Below are 25,902 nucleotides of genomic sequence, written 5' to 3' on the forward strand. Positions count from 1 at the left end.
AGTTAATATCTTTTCAAGTTTTTAAATTGTTTTTAAATGAAAGTAAATCGATGAGTTTATATATCTTAAAAGAGAGCATAATTTTTTGTATAAAGATTCTACATTACCAAGTCTTTCTTTTGATACGAAACAAAACCAACATCATTAATTACGCTTGTAACTATCTTACTTACCCAGTTTAACATAGGTTTTCTATAACCAAGCCTATGTAACAAAAACCTCCAGAATGGTGCTTTCAAGCCTGCACCAGCAGCCAAAGGATGACCACCGCCACCTAATTTTTCAGCGTATTTCCTTACTTCTACTGTATTACTTCTAAATGAAATCGCTTTTCCGTTAACTGAGGCAAACACTACTGCATTATATCTGTTCATAAGGAATTGTGAAGCATAACTTATATCCGGAGGACCTTTCCATCTTACAGCTACAACTACTTTCTTGCCTTGGATATCAAGAACCCTTATATACTTATATAATTGCTCGTACCCTTTCAATTCTTTATCAATTTGATCTATAAGGATCTTTTCAAATTCTTCATCCCATAAGACTCCTTGGTAAAACTTATTTATCAAGTACTGTTTCCAGCTATAGTCTCTATTTGATTCAACAACTCTTCTAAGCTTCTCTCCCATTGGGTCATCGTGAAGCCATATATCAACTGAACAATCTGCACTGGCTAACTTCTTTGAGAACTCATCGTTAGGATTTAGATATTTTACAATTACACCAGCGCCACAAGTCGAAGTGTCATGATATACTTCTACTCCCAATTCTGTTAATCTTTTTTTCCATTCATCTTTCCATACGTGATGATCAAACCACTGTACTTTCGCCCCTTGACTTATAAGTTTCTTTAGATTCTGAATTACAGTATCAAGCGTGGAACCGTTCAACCCTATATCAGCTATCATTATATTTTGGACTCCCCTAAGCTCTAGTTTCCCTAGTAAATCGTGAATCTTAGTTGGTTCTGTGAAAAACACTGTTTTTGGTAAACTGCCAACTGCCCTAGCATATACTGCTGCAGACGCTGTTCCGTCAAAGTCGTTATGAACTATTGCGTAATAATCCATAACTATACAACTCTAAGCTCTAGTAATAAATTTTATTCCAAAGGAGTCCGTAATTTTGCCTTTATATAGAAAATCTACTTGTCTTAACGTTGTGTAATAGTCAAAATCTGTTATTGCAGAAATTCCATCTTTTATCATGACTACATTATACCATCTTAAAGCAGCACTACCTGCTGTATGTAAAACGCAAATGTTAGCTACAGTACCAGTTACTATTACATTCTTTATCCCTTTCACTCTAAGAATGTAATCTAATGGGGTTTCAAAAAATGCGTCATAACGGTATTTTTTTACTAGGAAATCATCTTTTTCTGGTTTAAGCTCATCGACAATCTCTGCCCCCCAAGTACCAGCTAATGCATGTTCGCCCCATATCTTAAACTCTGGGTCATCCTTCATATGCCAATCTTGAGTATAAATAACAAGGACATTGTTTTTCCTTGCGTTATCTATAAGCCTTCTAATGGCTGGTATAGTCGCTTCAGCCGTAGGAACATATAACTTTCCATCTTTTCTAACGAAATCGTTTTGCATATCAACTATTAGCAAAGCTGTGTCTAAAGGAGAAAGTTGAACTTCTTTTTCCTCTGGAATATTAGGAACCTTTACTTTCATAATTAAAAATACGAACACATGTTTTTTATTCTTTCTTCTTCAATTCTTTCGATAACTTATCAGCAAGTCTTAACACTTCTGGGTATCCTCTCTTTGAGAGAGCAATAACGTCGTCTAAATCCGTTTTATTGCCAATACTATAAAGATATTTACCACTTTTTACGCCTACTTTTTCACCATGAACAACTATATATGTTATGCCATTTTCTTCTATGAAATCACCCGTCAACCTTGATTTAGCCACTCCGATTGTCGGTTTATCTAAAAGAACACCTATCACAGTAGCAATACCACTTTTCCGAGGATGTGCAAGACCTTGACCATCAACTAAAATTAAATCACAGTTGAATTTTTCTAAAGCACTCATCATTAAAGGAGCTTCTCTCATGAATAAAAACGTAGAAATGTAAGGAAAGAATACATCTCCCTTGACAAGATTGTGTTCAAAGTTCCCTTTTTCCTCTTTAACTACAACGGCATAACCAGTATTTCCTTTATACGCAATATCTACTCCGCAAATGGATTTAACATTCTCCAAGCCTAAATGTTGAATTTTTACGTTTTTAGCCACTAGATACTGAAATTTTATTAGAAAATCTAAAATATATTTTTCCATTTATCCCTCATCTTTTCAAGCTCTAATAGAAATAACTGTTGCTCATAAGTCTGTACTGCTCCGGGTCTATAGTTTCTAACTTCTTCTATGGCTTCCCCACTATCCATACCTTCCTCAAGAATAAGATAAGCTGCGATTACAGTTCCAGTTCTCCCAATACCACCAACACAATGTACAAGATTGTTTGAATCTTTCTTTAGCCATTCATAAATAATTTTCATCTGATCAAATGTTGGCGGGTATCCATCTGGAATGGAAACGTGAAGGAAATCTATACCTTTTTCTCTCAGTATTGAAAAGTAATAATCAACTGATCCCCAAGCTTCCTCGATTTCCCATTCCTCGGGTAAAACAAGAACTCTTCTAACTCCTTGTTTTTTCCACTCCTCTATCTCATCTTCTGTATAAGGAATCTGAGATCCGCCTATTTTACCTTTTCTTACCCAATACATCATCAATCACTCAGAAGATCCGCTGTTCTTCATCATATTTTATTAGTTTAAACTCCAATTTTAAAATTATGATCAGACTTTCAACTGGTATACCAGATTTTGATAAGCTAGTAGAGGGGGGAATTCCTCAAGGATTCTTTGTCGCACTTACTGGTGAGCCAGGTACTGGTAAGACTATATTCTCTTTGCATTTTATTGCGGAAGGGCTAAAAGAAGGAGATAACTGTATATACGTGACAACTGAAGAAAGCAGAGATTCAATTATTAGACAAGCAAAGCAGTTTAATTGGGATTTCGAAGAATACATAGAGAAAAAACTGATAATTATTGATGCTTTAATGAGAGAAAAGGAAGATGAGTGGAGCTTAAATGAATTAACAGCTGAGGAGTTAGTAAATAAAGTAATTTCAGCAAAGCAAAGATTAGGACAAGGTAGAGCTAGATTGGTAATTGACTCAGTTAGTGCCTTGTTCTTAGATAAACCAGCAATGTCTAGGAAGATAAGCTATTACCTAAAAAGAGTTCTAAACAAGTGGAAATTTACAATTTACGCAACGTCGCAATATGCAATAACTACTTCCCAAGCATTTGGATTTGGAGTAGAGCATGTAGCTGATGGAATAATACGTTTTAGAAGAAGCATAAAAGATGGTATGTTACATAGGTATCTCCTTATTGAAAAGATGAGACAAACAAACCATGATAAATACGTTTGGGAAATTGATATAAAGCCAGGGAAAGGAATAGTCCTCTTAGGAAAAGTAAACGAAAGAAAGGAGGATTATGCGTTGCCGTCCAAGGTAATGGAGAAAATAAAGAAATCATCAGAAGAAAAAGAGATTTAGTTACTTTTTACAAGCCTCTATGAAATTTTTAAATACTTCTATTCCTTTTTCGGTGTGTTTGACTTCTGGATGAAATTGAACCCCAAAGATTGTGTTATCACTATTTACCATAGCTTGAACTTTAGCGTTTTCACTATTGGCTAAAACTCTAAAGCCACTTGGAGGGGATACTACTTCATCAGTATGGCTCTCCCAAGCGTTTATAGAAGGAGAGAGCTTTCTCAGAAGTGTATCTTCGTCAAAAACGTTTACTTTTACTAAACCATATTCTGGTTTAGACGCTTTTACAACTTCACCACCGAGGACTTTGGCAAGTAGTTGGTGACCTAAGCATATTCCTAGTTTTGGTTGAGTAGTCTTTAAAACATAATCTTTTGCATTACCCATTTTATCAAGTTCTGTTACGACAGAATGAGGCCCTCCTCCAAATATTATACAATCAAAATCTTTCAATAAATCGACCGGTTTATCCGGAGTGACGGGAACAGCATTAACACCAAGATATTTTAGGTCTTTAACTATAAGGTGGTTGTACTGCCCACCAAAATATATTACGGCAATTTTCACACACAATTTTTGTGGATTTAAAAATAAAAGCTTTGAGTAAACTAAAATAATATGACTGAATGTAAGGCTTCTGTTGTTGCACTAATTTCTAAAAACGGCAAGGTCTTGCTTATAAAAAGAAAAGAAAACAAGAATGATCCTTGGAGTGGACATATAGCTTTACCCGGTGGAAGAAGAGAAAACGGGGAGGATTGTAAAACTACAGCAATAAGGGAATGCTTGGAAGAGGTAGGAATAAAACCTAACAAATTAATAGAATTGGGGATTTACTCTCCGCATAATATGAGCTCTTTACCCGTAAAGGCATTTATGAGTTGTGTTGATAACGAAATTACTCCTAGAATACAGAAAGAAGAAGTTGATCACGCTTTTTGGGTGAAGCTATCTGACTTAAAAAAAGGAGAGGATGACGCCTTTTATTATGATGGATATAGAGTTTGGGGGATGACCTATAGAATTTTAAAAGATATTATAGATAAAAAGATGTACGAGATTTGTATTCAGCCAGGCAACGATACATCATAGTTTCAGTTCCGTTACCATTCATCATTTTAATAAAAGCTTCTCGTACTCTTTTACATAGTCTACGCTTCTCCTAAAGTCGGAGAATAACTTTGATGCTTCTATTATATCTTCTTCTTTAATAATATTTCTTCCGTTTCTTTGTGCTATTATATTAGATGGCTCTAATAGTTGTACTGAGTATCTTAAACTGTATTCGACTCCTAATTTTGTTAAAGTTTCTAAAGCTTTATCCTCAAGCTGGATCTCAATCTCATCAGCCCGTATTTTCAATATCTCTTTAATCTCATCGGCTGTGTAAGGCCTTGTAGGTATTATTAATAACCTGTCTAGCAAATCAAGGGGCATTCCGTGTGGAGATTCAATATCAGTACCTCTAATCTTAGTTATTCCTCTATTGGTAGCTAGGATTAGTATCGGAGCCAAATCAGATTCCAAAGCCTTAGTTAAGAAGGAAAAAGCCTCAATATCTAACATGTGAGCATCGTCAATGAAGAGAACACCAGGTACTAGCTCTCCTTCACCTCTACTTATCATGTCTTTCACCAATTTATCCACGTTTTGCCTTATGTCAGAGTTTATTTCTCTCTCTGTAAAGAAGCTAAATAGAGCTGTTATCGAAATGTTCCTTGCTGCTACATTTAGATCTAGATCATGGAGAGTTACTGTTATTGTAGTCTCTTTTTCCTTCTTTATGGGACCAGTAGGTATGTCAACTTTCCTTACAGTTTCAATATCATATGTCTTTGCCCCTTCAAAATCTTTAGCCTTACCGATTTTGCTAATTTCTCCAGTTTGGGCATCTATCCAAATAACATCACCTTTTCTTACATTAAGTTGTACTAGTTGTTCAGCTATGCTATCACTTACATTAAACGTCTTTTCTTCATCCTTAGTTGCTAACACTAACTGCGCTTCCCTTGGCATAACTGAATATGGGTTTAATCTACTTCTGGCAACTTTCAATTTTATGTCTTTTACTACTCCTTCGTAAACTACTCTCTTCTGTCTTATTCTTACACCTATAGATTTTCTTATTGCTTGAGTTAATATTTCGGTCTTCTTTAACTCTGTAGAATAAACCTCAGAAGCGTTCATAGTGGTGAATGGAGTGTCTTCTCCAAGTTCTTTGGCTATAGCCACTGCTAAAGCTGTCTTACCAGTACCTGGTGGGCCTACAAATAGTACTCCTTTACCAGCCATTCTACCTTGTTTAATGAGTTGTACAACGATCCCGGATGCTTCCCTCGCTTCCGTTTGACCAACCAGTCCATCTGCCTTAAATTTGGCTTTTCCTTTCTCATCTAAACCTAAACCGGAAATATGACTGTGAATACTAGCACTTTCTCGTTCTAATTTTCTTATCTCTCTTATCTCAGCCATATTCATGAAAATATTAAAGAGTTAAGTTTTTGAAATTAATCCTTTTTAGCCACGGCAAATTTATTTATTTAGTGATGAAGACCTTTGGGACTGAGCTGTGCTGAAGTGGCGGCTGTCTGAGGTTAGATAAAAATGAGGTCAATCCATCTTGCTGTAGGAAGATTCAATATAGATATATTGGTAAAAATTGAAAAAATGCCCGATATAGATGAATTTTTAACAACTGATTTAATGGAAATTATGCCGGGCGGAGCAGCAGTAAATTATGCTGTAATGATAAATAGACTAGGTCACAGCAGTAAACTTTTAGCTAAAGTTGGGAAGAGTAACTTAACTCAAAGCTTAATGGAAAGTATAGCAGAAATGGGAGTAGGATTAGATTACCTTGAAGAAGTTAATGCACCTCAGAGTATGGCTTTGATCTTTCTGAGAAAAAACGGGAAAATTTCAATGGTAAGAAAGTTAGGGGCATCAATACTTATCTCTGCTGAAGATGTAAAGAAGTACTTTGGCTTGTTTGACGTAATCCATTTTGCCTCTATACCTTCAACTGTTGTAGTTAGAGATCCTATGGCTAAGATTGTTTCTTATGACCCAGGGCCATTTAGCAAAGATGTAAACGATGTTGATGTTGATGTTCTCTATATAAATGAAAAAGAAAGCAGTCTAATAGACTTAAACAAAGTTAAAGCAAAGATCATTGTAATAAAAATGGGAGAAAAGGGAGCTAAGGTAATTACTGAGAGTCAAGAATGTAAAGCAGAAGCTTACAGAGTGGATAGTGTTGTGGATACGACTGGGGCAGGAGATGTATTTGATGCAACATTCAATTACGGTTTAGCAGAAGATTTGCCCATAGAGGAAACACTTAAGTTAGCTGTTACAGCGTCTGCCCTTAAAGTCCAGAGGTTGGGAGGAATAAATTCTCCTTCGCTTTCTGAAGTGCATGAAGCGTTAAAAATCTATAAGCCAAAAGTTGAATGTAGATGATAGTTTTATTTGTTGATTTCGATTATTTCTTTGCACAAGTAGAAGAGGTTTTACACCCTGAGTATAAGGGGAAACCTTTAGTTGTTTGTGTTTATTCTGGGAGAAACGAAAAAAGTGGCGCAGTAGCTACTGCAAATTATGAAGCTAGAAAACTTGGAGTAAAAGCTGGAATTCCCATATCAAAAGCAATGGAGCTAGCTCCAAGCGCGATTTTTGTCCCCATGAGAAAAGAGGTTTATACACAAGTATCTAACAGAATAATGAGTTTACTCAGAGAATACTCAGATAAAGTAGAAATTGCTAGTATTGATGAGGCTTATCTAGACATCACAAACAAAGTTAAAAATTTTGATGAAGCAGAACAACTTGGGAAAAGATTAAAAGAAGAAATACTAGAAAAAGAGAAAATTACAGTAACTGTAGGCATTGCCCCTAACAAAGTGTTTGCAAAGATTGTTGCTGATAATGCTAAGCCTAACGGGCTCGGAATACTTAGACCAGAAAACGTTGAAAATTTTATTAAGGAACTGAATATCAACGAAGTCCCTGGAGTTGGAAAAGTTTTATCTGAAAAGCTTAACTCAATAGGAGTTAAGAAACTAATAGATGTGCTAAATGTTCCTTTTGAAAGACTAGAGGAAGAAATAGGGAAAGCAAAAGCTTTCTATTTATATAGATTAGCTACAAACACTTACTCAGAACCGGTACTAAATAAAGGAAGAAATCCTCATGGCAGATATCTAACATTACCTAAAAATACCAGAGACTTAAAGGTTATTGAACCTTATTTAAAAAGAGCTATTGATGAGGCTTATGGTAAAATTGATGGTGTCCCTAAGACTTTAAGTGTGGTGACAATCATGGAAGATTTAGATACTATAAGTAAAAGTAAGAGCTTTAAATCTGGGGTTGGAAGAGAGAGAGCATATAGAGAGGCGTTAGAATTGTTAAAACAAATCTTAGAAAGAGATAAGAGGCTAGTCAGAAGAGTTGGGGTTAGATTGGACAACATTTACAAAGCAAGGGGATTAGAAGATTTTATCTAGGCACAATATCTATTTCAAGGCTTACTATGTTAGCAAGTTTATGAACATCTATTTTTCCGTACCTAGAAATATAATTGATATAACCCTTGACTCCCTTCTCTCTTATGTCAATATCTCTCAAAACTTCGATATTTACAAACAAAGGGATTCTGTTACTTCTCAAGTACTTATCGATCTTTATAACTTGTTGTAGCTTTTTGTAATCTTCTTCAATACCTTCAACGAAAACTATTGCTTTATCTCCCCTTACTGCTGTTTCCTCATCCCTTATTTCCTCATATTTATCTTGAATAAGGACAAATCTAGCTAATCTTCCACCATCTATATCTTCAAAAAAATTTAGTGAGAGTAAAAAATCGCCATTCCTTGTTATTGGAATAACAATAAGTTCTTCTCTGCCTATTATATTTAGAAGAGGATTTATTTTAGCACGCATTTTATACACACCAGAATGTTAGAGATTGATGGCTCTTTTGGAGAAGGAGGCGGTCAAATCTTAAGGACATCATTGACTCTATCAGCATTAACAAAAAAGCCTTTCAGAATTTATAAAATTAGAGCAAACAGACCAAAACCTGGACTCCAAAGACAACATTTAACCGCAGTTAATGCTGTTAAAACGTTAACAAACGCGACTGTAAAAGGTGATAAAGTTGGTTCCACAGAACTAATTTTTGAGCCAAAGGATATAGTTGAAGAAGGAGAGTATACTTTTGATGTGGGCACAGCTGGCAGTATAACTTTAATTCTTCAAACAATTTTACCCTTGCTAGTCAATAGAAAAATAAAAGTTGTATTAAAAGGAGGGACAGATGTACCTAAATCTCCCAGTATAGATTACATTAGGCTTACTTTTCTTCCTTTGCTAGAAAAAATTGGAATAAAAAGTAAGATAGAGTTAGTAAAAAGAGGACACTATCCAGAGGGTGGAGGAGAAGTAAGAATTTATGATGTTAAAGGAGATATATTGCCTTTCTCTTTAGTTTCCCAAGGGAAATTGATAGAAATAAGAGGCATTGCTCATGTATCTTCGCTACCTGCACATATTGCTGAAAGAGAAGCTAAATCTGCAAAAGATTACCTATCTAGGTTTTTTGACGTTCCCATAAATATTGATATTGATGTAAGGGAGAAAGAAATAAGTAGAGGTACTGGGATTTCACTAGTTTCTGTTTTCGAGAATACCTTCTTAGGTTCAGATTCATTGGGAGAAAGAGGTAAGAGAGCAGAGACTGTAGGAGAGGAAGCTGGGAAAATGTTATATGAAGATATAACAACAAAAGCCACTGCAGATAGGCATATGGGAGATATGTTAATGCTTTATGCTTCCCTTTCTCCAAAAGCAGAATATCTAGGCGCAGAGTTAACAAGCCACGCTAGAACTAATGCTGAGGTTATTTCTAAGTTTTTAAATGTTAAAATTGAAATTAAGGGTGAAAAGCCATTCCATTTTGTTAAGAAGGAATAATAACTGCTCTACCTAATATTCTCTCTTCCATTAAATCATTAAATGCCTCATTTATTTCCTCAAGGTAATAAGGAACTTGTAAAGTCTTTATTTTACCCTCTTTGTAAAGTTTAATGACGTTTATCATATCATCTAAAGTACCGTAAAGAATTCCTCTGACTTTTAACCCTCTAAGAACTATTAACTGCTCTGGGACATCCAAATGCCCGCCAAATTCTCCTATAATTCTTAACTCTCCTCTTCTATCTAAAAGCCATGAAACGTCCTGTAAAGTCTCTTCAGAACCAACGAAATCTAATATGTAGTCAAACTTCTTTCTGACAATTGATGTATATAGTGAAGGATACGTTTTCTTTTTATAAAAAACAAAATTTGCACCTAATTCTTCTGCTTTACTTAACCTTGCAGGGTTTCTGCTAACTACGGATATTTCAGCTCCGACATTTCTAAGAATTTGTATGGCAAGAAGAGCTACTGCACCAGTACCAACAACGAGCACTTTGTCCCCTTCCTTTATGTCTTTTGTTGCACTATAAGCAGTAACACCTGCATCAGCCAAAGGAGCCATTTCAGTTGGACTTCCTTCAACTTTTACTAAAAAATCCTCATCAGGCACCTTTACATATTCTGCAAAACCACCATTCATTTCTACACCTAGCACCTTTACTCGTTCACAAAACTGATAAAAGCCAGCTTTACAGTGTTTACATTCTTTGCATCCAAATGCATTGTAAACCATTACAAGATCTCCTTTCTTAAATCTTGTTCCTCCCTCCACTACTTCTCCTACAATTTCATGACCTAGAATTATAGGAGGATTTACTGGGACTTCATATTTCCAGTCCCCCATTAGAATGTGCAAATCTCCGTGACATACACCGGTAGCTCTTACTTTCAATAGTACTTCTTTCTCATTTTCTAACTTAGGAATTGGAACTTCTTCTATGCTAAGTGGTTTTCCTATCTCTCTAAAAACGGCTGCCTTCATTTTACCAGCCTGATTTAAGGTAGGAGTTTATTTCCCAGTCGCTTATTTCCTTTTCATATTCCTCGATTTCTTTCTTCTTTAATTCAATAAAAGTATTTACAAGCTGTTCTCCTAGATAATACTTTAACCTTGTATCACTATCAAGTTTCTGCAAGGCATCTTTAAGATTTGTAGGTAATGTGGTGACTTCATAGTTAGCATCCACATCTAGTCCTCTTTCTATTCCATCAATGCCTGCAAATATCATAGAAGAAAGTAATAGATATGGGTTTGCTAAAGGATCTGCTAACCTAAATTCAAAAACTCCTTCATCTTTATATGTAGATGGAATTCTAATTACGTAATGCCTTTCGTTGCCTATTCCAGCTACATTTGGAGTGACAACTTCCTTATACCTTTTATAAGAATTAATTGTTGGTGAGGCTATAGCAAGAATCGAACCTATATGTTCTAGAATACCAGCTAAAAAGCTGTAAAGTACTTTACTCAATCCAAGACCTTTAGGATCTGAGGTATCTACTCCGACTGGTTTATTTGAAAGATCTAGGAGTTTAATATAAACGTCCATGCTACTACTTGTATACTCTTTGAAGGGTTTCGGCATAAAGGTGGAATAGAGATGATATAATCTTGCAGTATCCCTTATTATTTCTCTAGCTGTAATTAATGAATCCGCAGAATTAAGAGAATTACTCATGTTAAACGTTATTTCATATTGGCCCGGACTGTAATGCTTATTTATGTATTGTACTTGTATATCAACGCTCTCTAAATATTTAATTAGATCTCTTAAAAAATTCTGTTGTTCCATAAGTCCTTCAGATGAGAATGCTCTAGCTTCATCTGCTGGTACTGGTTTACCATCTTTAAAGGTTATAAGATAAAAAGTGGGTTCGAATGATACTTGAAGATTGTAACCAACCTCGTTTAACTTATCTATAGCTCTAGATAAGAGAGACCTTGTACATAAGGGATGAGGAGAGTTATCTGTGGTAGTAACAAAAGACAGTATTCTAGCTGTCCTTTCTAAATATGGCATCATGACGAAGGTACTTGTATCTGGTACAGCAAAGACGTCACCGTATCTAGGTTTTATAGGTAAATCTTGGAAATCTAATAGTAAAAGAGATTCTGAATATTCGACGCCTTTATCTAATGCTTTTTCAAATTCTATTCTTCTCAAAGACCTACCTCTACCATTTCCTAAAACATCAACAAAAACTACTCTTACATAATCTACTCTTCCGCTTTTTAGAACGTCTAGGATTTCGTCTCTAAGCAACTTTCTCAACAGTAATTAAACTCACAATTTATAAATATTAACGAAAACGACTAAACACTTCTCCTGCATACATTACTGCATTTGCATATTCAGTGAAAATTCCCCTTTCCATTATCTCTCCTTGTCTCTCTAACTCTACTATATATAAATAATCGTTTTTTCTTTTCCTTCTATGAAATTTAAGGGTGAAAATTCCCACGTTTACTTTTTTCTTTTGAGATACTTGGTAACCTAGTATCATTATCGTATAAATGTCCATGCTCACTTTTTAATTATATCAACTATTACATGATAAACTTTTGGCTTAACACTTCTCACTACTCTTGCAAAAATAACATTCGGGTATTTTCTCATTGCCTCTTTTTCAGGTTCTTCTCCTTCTATTTGTGTAAAGAGATGTATTGTACCACCTTGCTTTACGTGTTCCCAGGCTACTTTGAATGCCTCCTCGTCTTTTTCTGGTAATGGGGAAATTATTCTATCAGCGATAGGCAAGTGTTCAATTTTCTTAAAAACATCACCATAAATTGGAATGACACCATATGCCCTATTTAAATCCACATTAGCCATCATATAGTAGTAAGCATATGGGTTTATGTCAATTGAATATACTAAACTGGGTTTGCCTAAAATATAAGAAAGTATTGAAAAGGGTCCATAACCAGCAAACATGTTTATTATTATTTCCCCTTGTCTTACTTGTTTCGCTACTCTCAGATGTTCGTAAGAAAGCTTTGAAGAGAAAAACACCTTTGTTACATCAAGAAAGTATCTGCAACCATGCTCCTTGTAGACTGTCTCACTCCTATTTTCGCCAGCCAAATGCACAAAAGTGGACAGTCTGTACTCTCCTTTTGTATCTCTATAATGCCCCCAGACAGACTTAATATAAGAAAATTTCTTCAATAAATCTTCTGCAAATGGTCTCACATCTTCTGCAGATTTACCGAATGGTATTACAACTACCGCTATATCACCTACTATTTCTACCCTTTTCCACAGCCCTAATTCTTTCGCTAAGTCTTTTATCAATCTCTTCCACCCTCTTCAATCCTTCCTCAATATCTTTTAATCCTACATTTAGTGGAACTCCTCCATCTAATACACTTTCTCCATCAACAAATACTGTTTCCACAGAATACCCGGAATAAATGAATGATTCGTAAGGAGAATTAAAATCTAATGGAAAAGCGGGAGGCTCTCTATATTCATATAACACTAGATCTGCAGAAGCGTTAACTCCTAGATAACCCGAGTTAATCCCTAGTTGCTGATAACCCCAAACTGTAATAGACCTAAAAGCTTCTTCTGCTGTTAGCATTAACCTAGTTGAAGCGTAAGCCACTTCATGTCTAATGTCAAACATTGGAGTCAAATCTAAAGATACTGAAGGTTTAAATTCGCTCAATGGAAACCTTGAGACTTCAAATGAAGGAGTAAATGAGAGATAAATACTGTTGCTTTTTATAAAATCTAGATCAGTTCTCGATCCTCCTCCCAATGCAATTACAGTCTTAGGTAAATCCTCTTTCTTAAATAAATGTAAATCTATAGTTCTTTCAGCTAATACTGCTACATCATAATCCTTTGATAATTCAAAGACTTCCTTAGCTAATTCTTGATCACACACTTTCAAAATTACATTATTAGAACCTTGATGAGACCACCTATTATACATTGATTTGAACTCCTTCTCCCAGTTTTCCGGAGAATTAGCACATCCTGCTGAAATAACTATTATTGGCTTTAATCCTACGTTTGACACAGCTCTAGCTACTGGGTCAGGGGACTTGTCGCTAAAAGCTATTGTAGTTACGCCAGAACGCAAAAGATGATAAGCTCCTAACACTGCTAAATGATAAGTATCGTTATTGCTAATTACAGAGAGTAACTCATTAGTATTAATTTTTCCGTTAAATATTCTATATCTAAACGGATAAAGTGTTAAAAATGTATGAACAGTAATAAAGCTAGGTGAAAGCAGTCTATCCCAACCACCAATATCTAGCTCTGCATCCTCATAACCTGTAAGCTCTTCATGACTTATAACTTCTATCTTATTATCATTCACTCCCACATAAACTTTCCTTAATGGAGAATCAGCTCCTACTGCTATCCCTGCTCTGATAATACTTTTCATCTCAAATTACACCTTAATGATATGGACTATATCAAATTACTTGAAGAGGAATTAAATACTAACTATAAAATTAACTCTGATATACAGCTCGACGAAGGTTATATAGTTGGAGCAGGAGACTCATACGCAGCTGGGTTAACTGTCCAAGGAAAAAAGAAAGGGAAAATTACAGTTTTAGATCCTTATGAAGCACTAGATTTTAATTTTGATAAGCCTGTTATAATATTATCAGTTTCTGGAAGAACTAAATATAATGTTTTATTAGCTAGGAAATTAAGAAATAGGGCGAGAGTTATTGCAGTAACCGCGAATCCAGATTCACCTCTAGCAAAAGAGTCAAAAGAAATAGTAGAATTACCTTACAAACCAAAATCTAGACTTCCGGGGTTTTTATCTTTTTTAATGTCACTCTCAGCGTTATACTCAATTTTTAGGCTGGAGGAAGATAAGGAGCAAGGTAGAAGTTTTGAAATTGAGGAAAATCCTTTCTTTATTGGAAAAGAGGAAAACTGTGGAGTAGCTTATTTTGCAAGCTTAAAAATGGCTGAGATATTTGGTGAGCCTTCAAACTATGAGAAGTTAGAACTCTTTGCTCACGCTCCAATTTTTAGCACCAGAAACAGAGAAATAATTATATTTTCGTCTGGTGACGATAGAGAGAAATTTCTGAAGGGTACAATTGATTACACTAAAGTGGAAATGACAGAGTGTAAAGGAGCTTTTTGCAACACAAGGAGCTTGCTTTACTCTATAATATTAAAAATGAAAAAGGAAAATTGGAATAGAATTTACTTCTTCGAAGATGAAAAGATCCTAAATATTAGTTCTGAGATGATATATTAATGAAAGTATTAGATTTAAGGGAAAGTGATACTAAGTGTGGTAGCAGTTCTCCAGCGTTAAGTATAATGAAATTCTGGTTAAGTGAAGGAGGAAACCAAGAAGTTGAAATAATAGCACTAAAAGGAATTCAGGCAGATCAGGTTGAAATGTGGGCAGAGGCCATGAAAGAAAAAGGAGTTAAAATATTAGATAAGAATGACGAAGGCGATAAAATAGTCTATAAAGTTTATCTACCTTGAAAATCAATAGATATAACTGCAAGTTATACCCTTAAAAAGACTTTTTTATAATAGAGTCCAATATTAATTTGTGAACTATCTTTCACTAGCTAAATATCTCGGAATAGCACTGTTAGTTGTAGCATCTATAATATATGTGTTTGGGGATCCTATCACTAAATTACTTTCCTATCAAGGCCCGATACTAGGTGGTGGACTCTTAGGCTGGTACGTATTAAATTCTACAAGCAAAGATAAAATAATAGAAGATGAACAAGGTGAAAAAATTCCAGTCATATCTGTGGCTATAAGAAAGTATGCTCTACCAATTTTAGTTTTTTCACTGGCATTAATTATTCCATGGCTAACTCCATTTATGTTTAGAGTAGAAGAGGAAAATCAGATATTGTTTTCAGGCTCCTTTGTGTCAATGACTGTTGCAGGTTTCCTTATTGGATATTTTCTTTCTTCTTTTAAATTTATTGAGAAAATTATAATTTACAGTCTTGGCTTTGTTGGCGATGTCTTATATTTCTTCATAATTTATGATGCAGCAAATTTATTTCAAATCCCAGAAAGTTTTGTCGTTAATTACATATTATATTATTAGTGTATGGAGTAAAATTCCCTGAGGGAGTTCTATTTGCATTTTATATAATTAAAAAAGTAAGAGCTATCTAATGGGAAAAATTTATATCATAGGTGGAGGTCCTGGCGACCCCGCTCTTCTGACTCTAAAAGCCTATAACATACTTAAACGTGCAGACGTTGTGGTCTATGACAGGCTTATTGCAAAAAGCTTACTACAAGGACTAAGAGGAGAGCTGATTTATGTGGGGAAAGAAATAGGAGATGCTAATCTTCAAGAATATATAAACCGTATTCTGGTAGAGAAAGCCAAAGAACATGAGATAGTTGTTAGATTAAAAGGAGGCGATCCGTATGTATTTGGAAGAGGAGAAGAGGAGTGTATTTACGTATTAAGTAATGGGATTGAGTGTGAGATCATACCCGGAATAACTAGTGCGATTGCAGTACCTGCATATGCTGGGATTCCGGTTACAAGTAGGCTTACTTCATCTTCTGGATTCACTGTAATAACAGCTACAAGGGCTGAAGGAGAACCTATTGACATTAACTACGTGCCGAAAAAAGGTACTCTAATAATCCTTATGGGTATACATATCATTAAAGATGTGGAAAAATCTTTATTGAAAATTAGAGATCGAGACGAACCAGTAGCAGTGATAGAAAATGGGACTACTGAAAAACAAAGAGTATTTGTAGGTAAGCTTGAGGAACTTTCTAAAATTGTTGAGCTAAATAATGTAAAATCCCCTGCAATAATAGTTGTAGGTGATGTTGTAAAACTTAGAGACAAACTCTGGAAGTTAACTTAAAAAGCTAATAAGCGTAAATGAGATTATGAAAACTAAAGACCCAGTATGTGGAATGGAAGTAGAAGATTCTACGCCATATAAGTTTGTGTATAAAGGAAAAACTTACTATTTCTGTAGCCCCATGTGCATGGCCGAGTTTAAAAAGAGACCAGATAAATATATTAAATAACTATACCATCTATTTTTGTGTATCCTCCAAAGTTTGGTTATGTGATCCCAGAAAACTTAAATGAGGCTTTGGAATTTCTTGAAGAGCATGATGATGCGAAACCACTAGCTGGTGGACATAGTTTAATCCCTATGTTAAAACTAAGAATATTGAGGCCTTCATATTTAGTTGAGATTAGAGGATTACCATTAAGCTATGTTAAAAAAGAAGACACAGTATATAAAATCGGTGCTCTAACCACTCACTACACTATAACTAAATCACAAATACCATTACTAAGTGATACGGCAAATAAAATAGGTGACCCACAAGTTAGAAACATGGGAACTATTGGTGGAAGCATCTCACATCTAGATCCTTCAGCTGATTATCCTGCTGCCTTAATTGCAATGGATGCTAAAATTAAAGTGACCAGTAGGAAAAACGAGAGGCTAGTAGATTTTGCATCTTTTGATAAGGATATGTTTACACCAGATATTAACCCTGGGGAACTAGTTACGGAGATTCAGATCCCTACTTTTGAAAACTATAAATTCTCCTATCAAAAGCTTGAGAGAAGAGCTGGAGACTTCGCAATAGTAGGTGTTGCAGTTCTGTTAAAACTTTCTGGCGATGTGGTAGATGATGTAAGGATAGGTTTAACAGCTGTTAATAATGTTGCAGTCAGAGCTAAGGGAGCAGAAGAAGAATTATTAGGCAAAAAAATAAATGATGAAGTTATTGAGAAAGCATCAAATAGAGCAATGGAAAGTGCAAATCCAACCTCTGACCTCAGAGGTTCAGCAGAATATAAAAAGAAAATGGTAAAAGTTTTAACTAAAAAGGCGATACTAAACGCATTAAAGAGGTGAAAAAAGTGAAAGTTGTTCAACCTGATGAAAAAGTCAAGATTACGTTAAAGATTAATGGAGAAAAATATGAAACAGAAGTTGAACCCAGAAGACTTCTAGTTCATGTCCTTAGGGATTTAGGCTTTACTGGAGTACACATTGGATGTGATACCTCAAACTGCGGTGCTTGCACAGTAATTATGAACGGAAAGAGTGTAAAATCATGCACTGTATTGGCTGTTGAGGCTAACAACGCAGAGATCCTAACAGTAGAAGGATTAGCCAAAGATGGTAAACTCCATCCTATTCAAGAAGCCTTTTGGGAACATCATGGTCTCCAATGTGGCTACTGTACACCGGGTATGATAATGGAATCCTACTGGTTACTCAAAGAGAAGCCTAACCCAACTGAAGAAGAAATAAGAGAAGGTATTTCTGGGAATTTATGCAGATGTACTGGTTATCAAAATATAGTAAAAGCGATTAAGTCTGCTGCAGAGAAGTTAAGTCAGACTCAGCATCAACATCCACAATAACTTCTTTCCCTGCCTCTACTAAACAGACATCTTTTCTATTTTTCAGAATTTCTCTAGCACCTATGTCTCCCTCTAGTCTCATAAGATCAGCAAATAGAGCTCTAGAAATTAAAACAGGATTACCTCTAGTACCTTGATACTCTGGTATTACTGCTGAACATTCCGTATTATATGATGATATGATTTTCTTTATTGTATTTTGGGTTAAGAGTGGCATATCTCCTAGGACTATTAGAACTGCATCATAGTCTTGGAAAAATCGCACTCCGATTTTTATTGATTCGCTAAGTCCTAACTTCCATCTAGGATTATAAATTACGATTTCGTTCTTCAAATAAGGTAATAGTTCTTCCGCATATCTTCCGACTATGATGACTCTATCTAGAAAACTTACAGCATCTATTACACTGTTTATTATTGGTTTCCCATTAAAATGTTGTAAAAGCTTATTTCTTCCAAATCTCTTTGCTTCTCCCGCAGCTAATACTATCGAACCAGTTCTCATCAAGTATAAATACTAACATTTTATAATAAACTTATGAAATTTGAAGGAGAAGTTCAAGTTCCTATCTCAGCTGAACAATTGTGGAATTATATAACAAACCCAGAAAAAATAGCATCGTGTTTTCCCGGTTTAAAGAGTCTAAACAAAGAAGGGGATGAGTATAAAGTAGTCGGCACTGCTGGTATAGGTTTTATCAAAGGGGAGTATAAAGCTACTGTTAAATTTACACAAATAGATGCATTAAATAAGACTGTTTCTCTTTTAGCAAAAGGTAATGGATTAAACAGTAATGTTGATATAACCGCTTTAGTAACTGTTTTGGAAAATCCAACTAAGCTGAAATATTCAGCAGATGTAAAAGTAAGCGGTATATTGGCTTCGATTGGAGCGAGACTTATGGACTCGGCTGTTAACAAAATTTTAAATGATCTATTTGAGTGCATTAAAACAAAGGCGAGTAGTACATGAAACTACAAGGTAAAATAAAGATAGGTGACCCCAAAAAAGCTGAAGACTTTATTTCCACTTATCATGGTTTATTACGTTGTGTCCCTGGGGTAAAGGAAGTAAATGGAAATAGATTTACTGCAAGAAGCAAAATAGGAATATTAACTCTTGAGACAGAGGGTGAAGTTAAGGCTTTTAATAAGGGAGAAGACTGGTCAGAAACGGTTATTGAGGTAAATGGTGCTGGTGTAAAAGCAACTATTAGAAGTCTAGTGAAAATAGAAAATCATGAGTTAGTTTACGACGTTGATTATGAAGTGACAACAAATATACCCGGGTTGCAAAATTTTGTTGATAAGCAAGTATCACAGTTAACGAAACAGATTCTTGAATGTACTGCACAAGCAGTATCTTAATCTATCAGTTCTGTTATTACACCTAAACCTCTTGTCCTTCCTTCTCTAAATAAGAATATCTGACCTTGTTCAATATATTCTGGTCTGTAAAGGAAAGTAAGGAGAACCTCCGATGAATCTCCACTTCTTAAGTATCCTTTTGATATTTTAACAAATTTTATGGCTTGCCTTATAGTATAAAGATGCATGGTAGCCACATATCCTTCTCTAATTGTAGTAGGATGATGTAAAACTATTATTTTGGCTTTGAATCTCTTATACGCATTGGCATTGCTTTTTATCAATACCATACCTTTTCTTAACCAATCTTTTTCTACCCCTTGTATTGCAAAAGTTGCAATACTTCCAGGGTTAACGTTATCTACAAACACTCTGTTTAGCTGTATTGTTTTTACCTTTACTTGCTTAAATTCTCCAAACTTTGTTGGGCCGATATAGTAAGTGTCATTAGAGTTTATATTGCCTCTGATTACAGAGCCCAAAACTACTGTCCCAACACCAGTAACGTTATAGATCTCATCAATGTAAACAAGAGGATTCTGTGAACCTTGTACGCTTATAATCTCTTTAGGAGGTAACATACTTAAAAACCTAGAAAGTAAGTTTAGCCCTTCACCAGTAACGTTAGACACTTTAAATATAGGAACCACTCTGCCGGTTCTCATTGCCAGAATAGCGTTTAGAATATCTTCTTCACCCTCTACTTCCATTACTAATCTATTAATTCCAGGGATTCTGAGAATATTTTTTACGTCGTTAATTATTTGGTTTGTTCTTTCTTTACTGTATTTATCAACCTTAGTTATAACTATAAAGATTGGAAAATGTAAGATAGACGCTACTGCAAGATGCTCTTTACCCATTATTGATAGTCCGTCATCTGCTCCTACTACTAGCATTACGTAATTAACATCATAACCTAATAAGCCTTTTAACGTAGTTCTTAAATATCTTTCATGACCTCCTAGATCAATAAGTCGAACTATCTTGGAACTATTTAACGTTACATCTGCCTCATCTAGTGGATCTTTTAGATTCCAGTTTACTATTTCATTATTATCTTTGAACCCAAGAACTCTTAATGTTATCGAGGATGTCCTACCAGTTATTACCTCGTGTACATGGTTAGCCACTAGTGCTCTTAAAGTACCATTACCATCATCTAACTTACCAAAAAGTAATACCCCGGTTAGGGTGCTTTTACCAGCATTGACATGTCCCATTACCGCTATGTTAACTTGGACTGGTATACGTTCCCTATGAATTCTTACTAGAACTTCTGCAATATATTTACCTTTTTTAGCTTGGACTTTTCTAATGTGAACAATTTTTGCGTTTATAATTGACGCAATCTTGGAGAGAATTTCTAAGCTTTTATCAAGTTCACTTTCCGATAAACCTAATACTTCTCCATTGTCACTAACTCCTATTATATAGAAAGCCTCCCCTCCTCCTTCTTCCAACCTATATTTCATCTGAGAGGCTAATTCTTGCAAGCGATCTTCGTCTTTATTGCTAAGAATAAGCTTATATTCTATCTTTCCGTCTTCACTTTCTTTAGGATAGTTCATCTCACCACTTTTATCAATAAATAATTTGTACTTGGGTTTTAAATTTTATATGAAGACCAAAATGAGTGAACCAAAACTACTCTATCAAGGAAAGCATATCTGTCCAGTCTGTCATAAAGAGACATTCGTCATCAAGGAATACTTATATGAAGCTCCTAAGGTGGGAAAGTTAGAACTCTCGGTGTGGGAGTGTGAGAACTGTGGTTATAGAGTAAGGGATATAAAACCATTTGAGACACTAAGCCCTATAAGGCTAGAGATGAAAGTTAATGGAAAAGAAGACCTAAACACATTTGTATATAGATCAGCTTTTGCGAGCGTATTTATACCAGAACTAGGAGTGGAAATAACCGCTGGTACGGCATATCAAGGAGTAGTAACCACTATAGAAGGGATTTTGGAAATAATAGTAGATCAAATTGAGGACTGTAATGAAAAAACATGTAAAGATCTCTTTGAGGCAAAAGAGGGAGAGAAACCTTTTACTTTAATAATTGAGGATCCTAGTGGGCTTAGTTTCATCCAAAGTGAAAAAGCAATAATTAAAAAAATAGAATCTATTCAACCTTAACTTCTGTTTCTGTCTTTTGCTGAGGTTTCTTCTTTAACGTTATTTGAAGAACACCGTTATTATATGTGGCTTTAGCACTTTTATCATCAACTTCGGCTGGTAGTTCTACTTCTTTGTAATACTTTCTGTCTTCTCCTTGAGCTTGAATTATTACTTTATTACCGCTTACTTTTACTTTGATTTGGTCTTTGTTAACTCCGGGGACTTCAGCAACAACTCTAATTTCATCTCCCTTCTCTATTACATCAACTAAAGGCTCTCTTTCTTCACTTACAAGCGGTTTCCCTTTGTAGTTCTTAACGTTTCCAAACTCTTCGATTTTTGGTTTTCCATCAGGGCCTACTGTAATTCTAAACCCATACACATAAGGACCATAAACTTTAGCACCTTCTTCGCTTCCTAATCTCATAAACTCTCTTTCAAATTTTTCTATCTCTTCTTCCATTTCTCTAACCATCTCATCAAACAAATCAAATATATCTTTGTTCTTCTTTGACATGGTTGATCCCAATTATAATTTAGGAACCAGAGATTAAAAAATCAATCATTCTCTTGGTTGTACCAATTCTAATAAAACTCCCATTACACTTTTAGGGTGAATAAAAGCTACCAGATGACCCCTTGCACCGGGTCTTGGTTTCTTATCAACAAGTTGAAGACCTTGTGATTCTAACTCTCTTAATGAAGCTTCTATGTTTTCTACCTTAACTGCCAAATGATGGAGACCAGGACCTCTATTCTTAAGAAACTTTGCTGTAGTATTGTTCATATCTTCATGATTAATTGGCTCTAAAAGTTCTATCGCTGTTTCCCCTTCTTTTCCAGTTAAAAAAGCAACTTTAAGACCTCTGTCTTCTAAAATTTCTCTATCTACAACTTTCATTCCAAGTTTTTCAGTATAGAATTTTATCGCTTCATCTATGTTTTCTACAACTACTCCTATATGGTCAATATTTTGAGTTTCCATCAAGTATTTTTTACATTTTTAGCTTAAAAGTTTGTTCAAAAAGCAAAAGTTTTATAGTGTTTAAACCTATATAAGCTTAGGGGCTAAAGATTGGACATTGAGGATAAAATTAAAGAAAGTTATCAACAGTGGGAAGAAAAAGTACTTAAACCATGGTTAAGTAAGAGACCCGAAAGAAAGCAGTCATTTAAAACACCTTCAGAAATTGAGGTCAAGAGACTTTATACGCCTTTAGACCTAAAAGGGTCTTATGAGGAAAAAATAGGTTACCCCGGTCAATATCCTTTTACAAGAGGAATTTACCCCACAATGTATAGGGGGAGATTATGGACAATTAGACAATATGCTGGATTCGGATCAGCTGAAGATACAAATGAAAGGTTTAGAAAGCTTCTTCAAGCAGGGCAGACAGGCCTTAGTATGGCTTTTGATTTACCTACACAACTAGGCTTAGATCCAGATCATGTGTTAGCCTTAACTGAAGTTGGAGTAGTAGGAGTTTCAATGTTCCACTGGAAAGAAATGGATTTAGTAATGAATCAAATACCCCTTGATAAAGTATCTACTTCTATGACGATAAATGCTACTGCAATAGAACTCTTATCCATGTACACTGCAGTAGCAGAATCTAGAGGTATAGATAAAAAAGTATTAGATGGAACAGTTCAGAACGACATATTAAAGGAATACATAGCAAGAAAGAACTTTATTTATCCCCCAGAACCATCTATGAGATATGCTATTGATTTAATAGAATATTCAGCGAGAAATATTCCCAAATGGTTCCCCATAAGCATAAGTGGTTATCACATTAGAGAGGCTGGTGCTGATGCTGTACTTGAAGTAGCATTTACGTTAGCAGATGGAATTGAATATGTGAGGAAAACCATGGAAAGAGGGATTCCAGTAGATGATTTTGCTCCGAAACTCTCTTTCTTCTTTGCAGGTTACACAAACATCTTTGAGGAAGTAGCAAAGTTTAGAGCCGCAAGGAGAATGTGGGCAAAAATAATGAAAGAATGGTTTAATGCTAAAAAGCCAGACTCAATGATGCTAAGATTCCATACTCAGACTGGCGGAGCAGAATTAACAGCTCAGCAACCAGAGATTAATATTATAAGAACGACATTGCAAGGCTTAGCTGCGGTACTTGGTGGGACACAAAGTTTACATGTAAACTCTTACGACGAAGCCCTAGCTTTACCGAGTGAAAAATCAGCTAAAATAGCAATTAGAGTTCAGCAGATTATAGCATACGAGAGTGGAGCTACTGATACAATAGATCCATTAGCTGGATCATATTTCATTGAGGCACTGACTGATGAAATCGAGGAAAGAGCTTGGAAGATAATAGAAAAGATCGAAAACATGGGAGGAATGATGAAAGCAATAGAAAAAGGATATCCACAAGCAGAAATAGCTGAGAGTGCTTATAGAATACAAAAGAGAATTGAGAGTGGAGATCTAGTAAAAGTAGGTGTTAATATGTTCTATGAACCGGATTGGATAGGAACAACAGAGGTCTTTAGAGTGAATCCAGAAGTAAGAAATAGAATATTAGAACGCTTGAAAAGATATAGAAGTGAAAGAGATGAAATTAAATGGAGAGATTCTCTAAATGAGCTTAGGAAAGCCGCAGAAAAAGAGAATGAGAACTTATTCCCCTATGTACTTAATGCAATAAAGGCTGGTGCTACAGTAGGAGAAATAAGCGGAACTCTTAGAGAATTATGGGGAGAATATAGAGAACCATCTATCTTCTAAGTTTATTAAGAATTTCCAAATATCTTTCTTTTTTATCTACTGGAGCTTCTGTATTTTCTCTTACTACTTCCCACTTGTCCCAAGGAAATATTATCCACTTATCAAGCATTTTATAATAATAATCTGGATATTTCCTAGACCAAGGTTTTACATAAATTGTTGCAGATCTAACCATAGATGGATTATACATTGTCAAGATATTACTTACTGCGTCTAATGTTTCACCAGTATCTGCCACATCATCTACAATAAGAACGTTTTTATTCTCAATATTATCTACATATACAGCTTTAATTACTGGTTTCCTTTCTCTTTCTTCTACCCCTTTGTAGAATTTAATATCTATATATTTGATGTTTTTTATTCCAAGTGCATCGGAAATAAGCTTGGCTGGTATTACACCACCAGTAAGAACTGCAACAAGAGTATCTGGAACAAAATTTTCGTTGACCATTTTCTCTGCTATATAAAGTATCCCTTCTTCTATTTCTTCCCATTTAGGTATAAAATATTCAGGCATTTAATATCACCAAAGGAACATACATTTCATCTTCTGACAATCCACCATGATGACCTTTTAATTTTGCGTAATCGTCCAATTCATCTTTAAACGGGTAAATATATGCTTTGCTATCTGTTGGTACGGCTATGAAATCTGCACTAATATGATCTGTTCCAACCAACTTCTCAAAGTCTAACTTATCAAAAACCTTTAGATCGGGATATTTATGGTAAAGAAAAGTCTTAAGTTCAAATTTAGTAATAAAGAACAAAGCTCTTGAATCCCCATAAGGTGGTAAATATAGCAGGTTTAGTAGTTCATTATCTGAATTTAATAATATATGAGAAGAGACTTCGACGTGACCATGATCAGCTATTATTATAAACGTGTAGTCCTTATGGTTAGAGGCTATTTGTCTAACTCCCTCATAAATATCTTTTATAGCTTGTTTGACTGGTAAAGATGAAGGTCCGTGTTTATGAGCAAGGGTGTCTATGTCTGGTACATAAAAGTAAATAAAGTCATAATCACCAGTAAGTATATTATTAAACTCATATAATGCATCCCAGTAATTCACGTAAGTTTTAGTAGTACTTACTTTACCATGAGTAGCCATACTGAACTCAGTATTCTCAATACCCTTTGGAACAACAGATGCTGTTTTTTTATCTTTCACCTCAGATAGATAGCCTTTTACGTTAGGAAACGCACTTGCGAATTTTATGTTTTGACTTATAGAGTCTCTTGATCCTACAGGAGGATAAGTATATCTAAGTGCATTCGCAATTCCTCCTAGTCTCTTCGAAAAAGTATTATAACCTAGAATTTCATGTTCACCAGGCAGTTGGGCAGTGAAAAGAGTCGTTATAACTGTTGATGTCGTCGAGGGAAAAACTGTAGTTATTTTGCTCTCTATTTCATATCCAGTATTTTTAAGCATATTATAACCAAGACCATCTAGAAGAATAAGAACTAGTTTTTTACCGGGTATGCTAATCTTGTTACCTTTACATTCTCTTTTTACTCCTAAGAAGTCTGCAATACCACAAGCTAAATTGTAAACACTATTTTTATTATAATCTGGATAGACGAAACTCATACCACTAAAGTTTTATTTAAGTTAATTAAGTTATCTCAAATGAGTCCGACTGAATTATTACTTGTCCTAGCCTACGT

General features: G+C 35.0%; 34 protein-coding genes. 16 read left to right on the forward strand and 18 right to left on the reverse strand.

Features of this window, described 5'->3' with window-relative positions; all coding sequences use genetic code 11:
- Positions 1-98: 98 nt before the first annotated feature.
- The 4 genes from AC3OCB_RS08770 to AC3OCB_RS08785 are packed head-to-tail and all read right to left on the reverse strand — an operon-like array spanning position 99 to position 2,756.
- Positions 99-1,073: a DHH family phosphoesterase gene (locus AC3OCB_RS08770; protein ID WP_498342034.1), complete on the reverse strand. Its 975-nt coding sequence runs from the start codon at positions 1,071-1,073 to the stop codon at positions 99-101.
- 12 nt (positions 1,074-1,085) lie between these two features.
- Positions 1,086-1,688, reverse strand: a complete 603-nt coding sequence (locus tag AC3OCB_RS08775; RefSeq protein ID WP_498342035.1) for a cysteine hydrolase family protein — start codon at positions 1,686-1,688, stop codon at positions 1,086-1,088.
- Positions 1,689-1,713: 25 nt separating this feature from the next.
- Positions 1,714-2,304, reverse strand: coding sequence for an endonuclease V (locus tag AC3OCB_RS08780; protein ID WP_498342036.1), 591 nt, complete (start codon positions 2,302-2,304; stop codon positions 1,714-1,716).
- On the reverse strand, positions 2,286-2,756 hold the full coding sequence (locus AC3OCB_RS08785) for a protein-tyrosine phosphatase family protein (protein WP_498342037.1): 471 nt from the start codon (positions 2,754-2,756) through the stop codon (positions 2,286-2,288). Before AC3OCB_RS08785 ends, AC3OCB_RS08780 begins: the two co-directional genes overlap by 19 nt.
- A gap of 68 nt (positions 2,757-2,824) precedes the next feature.
- Here AC3OCB_RS08785 and AC3OCB_RS08790 point away from each other — a divergent pair, with 68 nt between their 5' ends.
- The gene (locus AC3OCB_RS08790) at positions 2,825-3,601 is read left to right on the forward strand and encodes a KaiC domain-containing protein (RefSeq protein ID WP_498342038.1); all 777 of its coding nucleotides are present in this window, start codon (positions 2,825-2,827) and stop codon (positions 3,599-3,601) included.
- On the opposite strand, the gene AC3OCB_RS08795 is transcribed toward AC3OCB_RS08790, so the two are convergent.
- A complete protein-coding gene (locus tag AC3OCB_RS08795; protein ID WP_498342039.1) occupies positions 3,602-4,168 on the reverse strand; it encodes a GMP synthase subunit A in 567 nt (188 codons plus the stop codon).
- 51 nt (positions 4,169-4,219) lie between these two features.
- Here AC3OCB_RS08795 and AC3OCB_RS08800 point away from each other — a divergent pair, with 51 nt between their 5' ends.
- Positions 4,220-4,693 carry an NUDIX hydrolase gene (locus AC3OCB_RS08800; protein ID WP_498342040.1) on the forward strand — a complete coding sequence of 158 codons (474 nt, stop codon included), beginning with the start codon at positions 4,220-4,222 and terminating at the stop codon, positions 4,691-4,693.
- A 21-nt stretch (positions 4,694-4,714) separates the two neighbouring features.
- On the opposite strand, the gene AC3OCB_RS08805 is transcribed toward AC3OCB_RS08800, so the two are convergent.
- Positions 4,715-6,073 (reverse strand): RuvB-like helicase, encoded by a 1,359-nt coding sequence (locus AC3OCB_RS08805; protein ID WP_498342041.1) that lies wholly within the window; start codon positions 6,071-6,073, stop codon positions 4,715-4,717.
- 132 nt (positions 6,074-6,205) lie between these two features.
- Between AC3OCB_RS08805 and AC3OCB_RS08810 the strand changes: the two genes are divergently transcribed.
- Positions 6,206-7,063, forward strand: coding sequence for a carbohydrate kinase family protein (locus tag AC3OCB_RS08810; RefSeq protein WP_498342042.1), 858 nt, complete (start codon positions 6,206-6,208; stop codon positions 7,061-7,063).
- Positions 7,060-8,109: a DNA polymerase IV gene (locus AC3OCB_RS08815; RefSeq protein WP_498342043.1), complete on the forward strand. Its 1,050-nt coding sequence runs from the start codon at positions 7,060-7,062 to the stop codon at positions 8,107-8,109. The genes AC3OCB_RS08810 and AC3OCB_RS08815 overlap by 4 nt, the downstream gene beginning before the upstream one ends.
- Here AC3OCB_RS08815 and AC3OCB_RS08820 read toward each other — a convergent pair.
- Positions 8,102-8,545, reverse strand: a complete 444-nt coding sequence (locus AC3OCB_RS08820; protein WP_498342044.1) for a hypothetical protein — start codon at positions 8,543-8,545, stop codon at positions 8,102-8,104. The two genes, AC3OCB_RS08815 and AC3OCB_RS08820, sit on opposite strands and share 8 nt — an antisense overlap.
- A gap of 15 nt (positions 8,546-8,560) precedes the next feature.
- Here AC3OCB_RS08820 and rtcA point away from each other — a divergent pair, with 15 nt between their 5' ends.
- Complete coding sequence (rtcA, locus tag AC3OCB_RS08825) at positions 8,561-9,577, forward strand: RNA 3'-terminal phosphate cyclase (protein ID WP_498342046.1); 1,017 nt, start codon at positions 8,561-8,563, stop codon at positions 9,575-9,577.
- Here rtcA and AC3OCB_RS08830 read toward each other — a convergent pair.
- Genes AC3OCB_RS08830 through AC3OCB_RS08850 form a run of 5 tightly spaced genes read right to left on the reverse strand, consistent with a single transcriptional unit; the run spans position 9,564 to position 13,987 of the window.
- Positions 9,564-10,565 carry an alcohol dehydrogenase catalytic domain-containing protein gene (locus AC3OCB_RS08830; protein WP_498342047.1) on the reverse strand — a complete coding sequence of 334 codons (1,002 nt, stop codon included), beginning with the start codon at positions 10,563-10,565 and terminating at the stop codon, positions 9,564-9,566. The two genes, rtcA and AC3OCB_RS08830, sit on opposite strands and share 14 nt — an antisense overlap.
- Position 10,566: 1 nt before the next feature.
- Positions 10,567-11,847, reverse strand: a complete 1,281-nt coding sequence (locus tag AC3OCB_RS08835; protein ID WP_498342049.1) for a glutamine synthetase family protein — start codon at positions 11,845-11,847, stop codon at positions 10,567-10,569.
- A 37-nt stretch (positions 11,848-11,884) separates the two neighbouring features.
- Positions 11,885-12,112, reverse strand: a complete 228-nt coding sequence (locus AC3OCB_RS08840) for a hypothetical protein (protein WP_498342050.1) — start codon at positions 12,110-12,112, stop codon at positions 11,885-11,887.
- Complete coding sequence (taw21, locus tag AC3OCB_RS08845; protein ID WP_498342052.1) at positions 12,109-12,879, reverse strand: tRNA 4-demethylwyosine(37)-methyltransferase Taw21; 771 nt, start codon at positions 12,877-12,879, stop codon at positions 12,109-12,111. The genes AC3OCB_RS08840 and taw21 overlap by 4 nt, the downstream gene beginning before the upstream one ends.
- The gene (locus AC3OCB_RS08850) at positions 12,821-13,987 is read right to left on the reverse strand and encodes an amidohydrolase family protein (protein ID WP_498342053.1); all 1,167 of its coding nucleotides are present in this window, start codon (positions 13,985-13,987) and stop codon (positions 12,821-12,823) included. The genes taw21 and AC3OCB_RS08850 overlap by 59 nt, the downstream gene beginning before the upstream one ends.
- 21 nt (positions 13,988-14,008) lie before the next feature.
- Here AC3OCB_RS08850 and AC3OCB_RS08855 point away from each other — a divergent pair, with 21 nt between their 5' ends.
- From AC3OCB_RS08855 to cutC, 7 genes are all read left to right on the forward strand, one after another.
- Positions 14,009-14,830 carry an SIS domain-containing protein gene (locus AC3OCB_RS08855; RefSeq protein WP_498342055.1) on the forward strand — a complete coding sequence of 274 codons (822 nt, stop codon included), beginning with the start codon at positions 14,009-14,011 and terminating at the stop codon, positions 14,828-14,830.
- A complete protein-coding gene (locus tag AC3OCB_RS08860; protein WP_498342057.1) occupies positions 14,830-15,069 on the forward strand; it encodes a hypothetical protein in 240 nt (79 codons plus the stop codon). Before AC3OCB_RS08855 ends, AC3OCB_RS08860 begins: the two co-directional genes overlap by 1 nt.
- A 70-nt stretch (positions 15,070-15,139) precedes the next feature.
- The gene (locus AC3OCB_RS08865) at positions 15,140-15,658 is read left to right on the forward strand and encodes a hypothetical protein (protein ID WP_498342058.1); all 519 of its coding nucleotides are present in this window, start codon (positions 15,140-15,142) and stop codon (positions 15,656-15,658) included.
- 70 nt (positions 15,659-15,728) lie between these two features.
- Positions 15,729-16,448: a uroporphyrinogen-III C-methyltransferase gene (gene cobA / locus AC3OCB_RS08870; RefSeq protein ID WP_498342059.1), complete on the forward strand. Its 720-nt coding sequence runs from the start codon at positions 15,729-15,731 to the stop codon at positions 16,446-16,448.
- A gap of 25 nt (positions 16,449-16,473) precedes the next feature.
- Positions 16,474-16,617, forward strand: a complete 144-nt coding sequence (locus tag AC3OCB_RS08875; RefSeq protein ID WP_498342061.1) for a YHS domain-containing protein — start codon at positions 16,474-16,476, stop codon at positions 16,615-16,617.
- 17 nt (positions 16,618-16,634) lie between these two features.
- Complete coding sequence (gene cutB / locus AC3OCB_RS08880; protein ID WP_498342062.1) at positions 16,635-17,468, forward strand: glyceraldehyde dehydrogenase subunit beta; 834 nt, start codon at positions 16,635-16,637, stop codon at positions 17,466-17,468.
- A gap of 5 nt (positions 17,469-17,473) precedes the next feature.
- Entirely contained in the window at positions 17,474-17,983 is a 510-nt protein-coding gene (gene cutC / locus AC3OCB_RS08885) for a glyceraldehyde dehydrogenase subunit gamma (protein WP_498342063.1), read from the forward strand.
- On the opposite strand, the gene AC3OCB_RS08890 is transcribed toward cutC, so the two are convergent.
- Positions 17,931-18,488 carry a nucleotidyltransferase family protein gene (locus AC3OCB_RS08890; RefSeq protein ID WP_498342064.1) on the reverse strand — a complete coding sequence of 186 codons (558 nt, stop codon included), beginning with the start codon at positions 18,486-18,488 and terminating at the stop codon, positions 17,931-17,933. The genes cutC and AC3OCB_RS08890 overlap by 53 nt on opposite strands.
- Before the next feature lie 33 nt (positions 18,489-18,521).
- On the opposite strand from AC3OCB_RS08890, the gene AC3OCB_RS08895 reads away from it, so the two are divergent.
- Positions 18,522-18,956: a CoxG family protein gene (locus AC3OCB_RS08895; protein WP_498342066.1), complete on the forward strand. Its 435-nt coding sequence runs from the start codon at positions 18,522-18,524 to the stop codon at positions 18,954-18,956.
- Positions 18,953-19,351: an SRPBCC domain-containing protein gene (locus tag AC3OCB_RS08900; protein ID WP_498342067.1), complete on the forward strand. Its 399-nt coding sequence runs from the start codon at positions 18,953-18,955 to the stop codon at positions 19,349-19,351. Before AC3OCB_RS08895 ends, AC3OCB_RS08900 begins: the two co-directional genes overlap by 4 nt.
- Here the strand turns inward: AC3OCB_RS08900 and AC3OCB_RS08905 are convergent.
- Complete coding sequence (locus tag AC3OCB_RS08905) at positions 19,348-20,922, reverse strand: GTPBP1 family GTP-binding protein (protein ID WP_498342068.1); 1,575 nt, start codon at positions 20,920-20,922, stop codon at positions 19,348-19,350. The two genes, AC3OCB_RS08900 and AC3OCB_RS08905, sit on opposite strands and share 4 nt — an antisense overlap.
- 61 nt (positions 20,923-20,983) lie before the next feature.
- On the opposite strand from AC3OCB_RS08905, the gene AC3OCB_RS08910 reads away from it, so the two are divergent.
- Positions 20,984-21,493, forward strand: a complete 510-nt coding sequence (locus tag AC3OCB_RS08910) for a ZPR1 zinc finger domain-containing protein (RefSeq protein WP_498342070.1) — start codon at positions 20,984-20,986, stop codon at positions 21,491-21,493.
- On the opposite strand, the gene hsp20 is transcribed toward AC3OCB_RS08910, so the two are convergent.
- Positions 21,480-21,992 carry an archaeal heat shock protein Hsp20 gene (gene hsp20 / locus AC3OCB_RS08915; protein ID WP_498342071.1) on the reverse strand — a complete coding sequence of 171 codons (513 nt, stop codon included), beginning with the start codon at positions 21,990-21,992 and terminating at the stop codon, positions 21,480-21,482. The genes AC3OCB_RS08910 and hsp20 overlap by 14 nt on opposite strands.
- A 45-nt stretch (positions 21,993-22,037) precedes the next feature.
- Positions 22,038-22,460: a methylmalonyl-CoA epimerase gene (mce, locus tag AC3OCB_RS08920; protein WP_498342073.1), complete on the reverse strand. Its 423-nt coding sequence runs from the start codon at positions 22,458-22,460 to the stop codon at positions 22,038-22,040.
- Between the two features lie 90 nt (positions 22,461-22,550).
- On the opposite strand from mce, the gene AC3OCB_RS08925 reads away from it, so the two are divergent.
- Positions 22,551-24,224: an acyl-CoA mutase large subunit family protein gene (locus tag AC3OCB_RS08925; protein ID WP_498342074.1), complete on the forward strand. Its 1,674-nt coding sequence runs from the start codon at positions 22,551-22,553 to the stop codon at positions 24,222-24,224.
- Here AC3OCB_RS08925 and AC3OCB_RS08930 read toward each other — a convergent pair.
- Together AC3OCB_RS08930 and AC3OCB_RS08935 are read right to left on the reverse strand one after the other, a co-directional pair.
- Positions 24,214-24,744: a phosphoribosyltransferase gene (locus AC3OCB_RS08930; protein ID WP_498342075.1), complete on the reverse strand. Its 531-nt coding sequence runs from the start codon at positions 24,742-24,744 to the stop codon at positions 24,214-24,216. The genes AC3OCB_RS08925 and AC3OCB_RS08930 overlap by 11 nt on opposite strands.
- On the reverse strand, positions 24,737-25,825 hold the full coding sequence (locus AC3OCB_RS08935; RefSeq protein ID WP_498342076.1) for an alkaline phosphatase family protein: 1,089 nt from the start codon (positions 25,823-25,825) through the stop codon (positions 24,737-24,739). Before AC3OCB_RS08935 ends, AC3OCB_RS08930 begins: the two co-directional genes overlap by 8 nt.
- Positions 25,826-25,902: the final 77 nt, after the last annotated feature.

Source organism: Sulfurisphaera sp., from assembly GCF_059755235.1.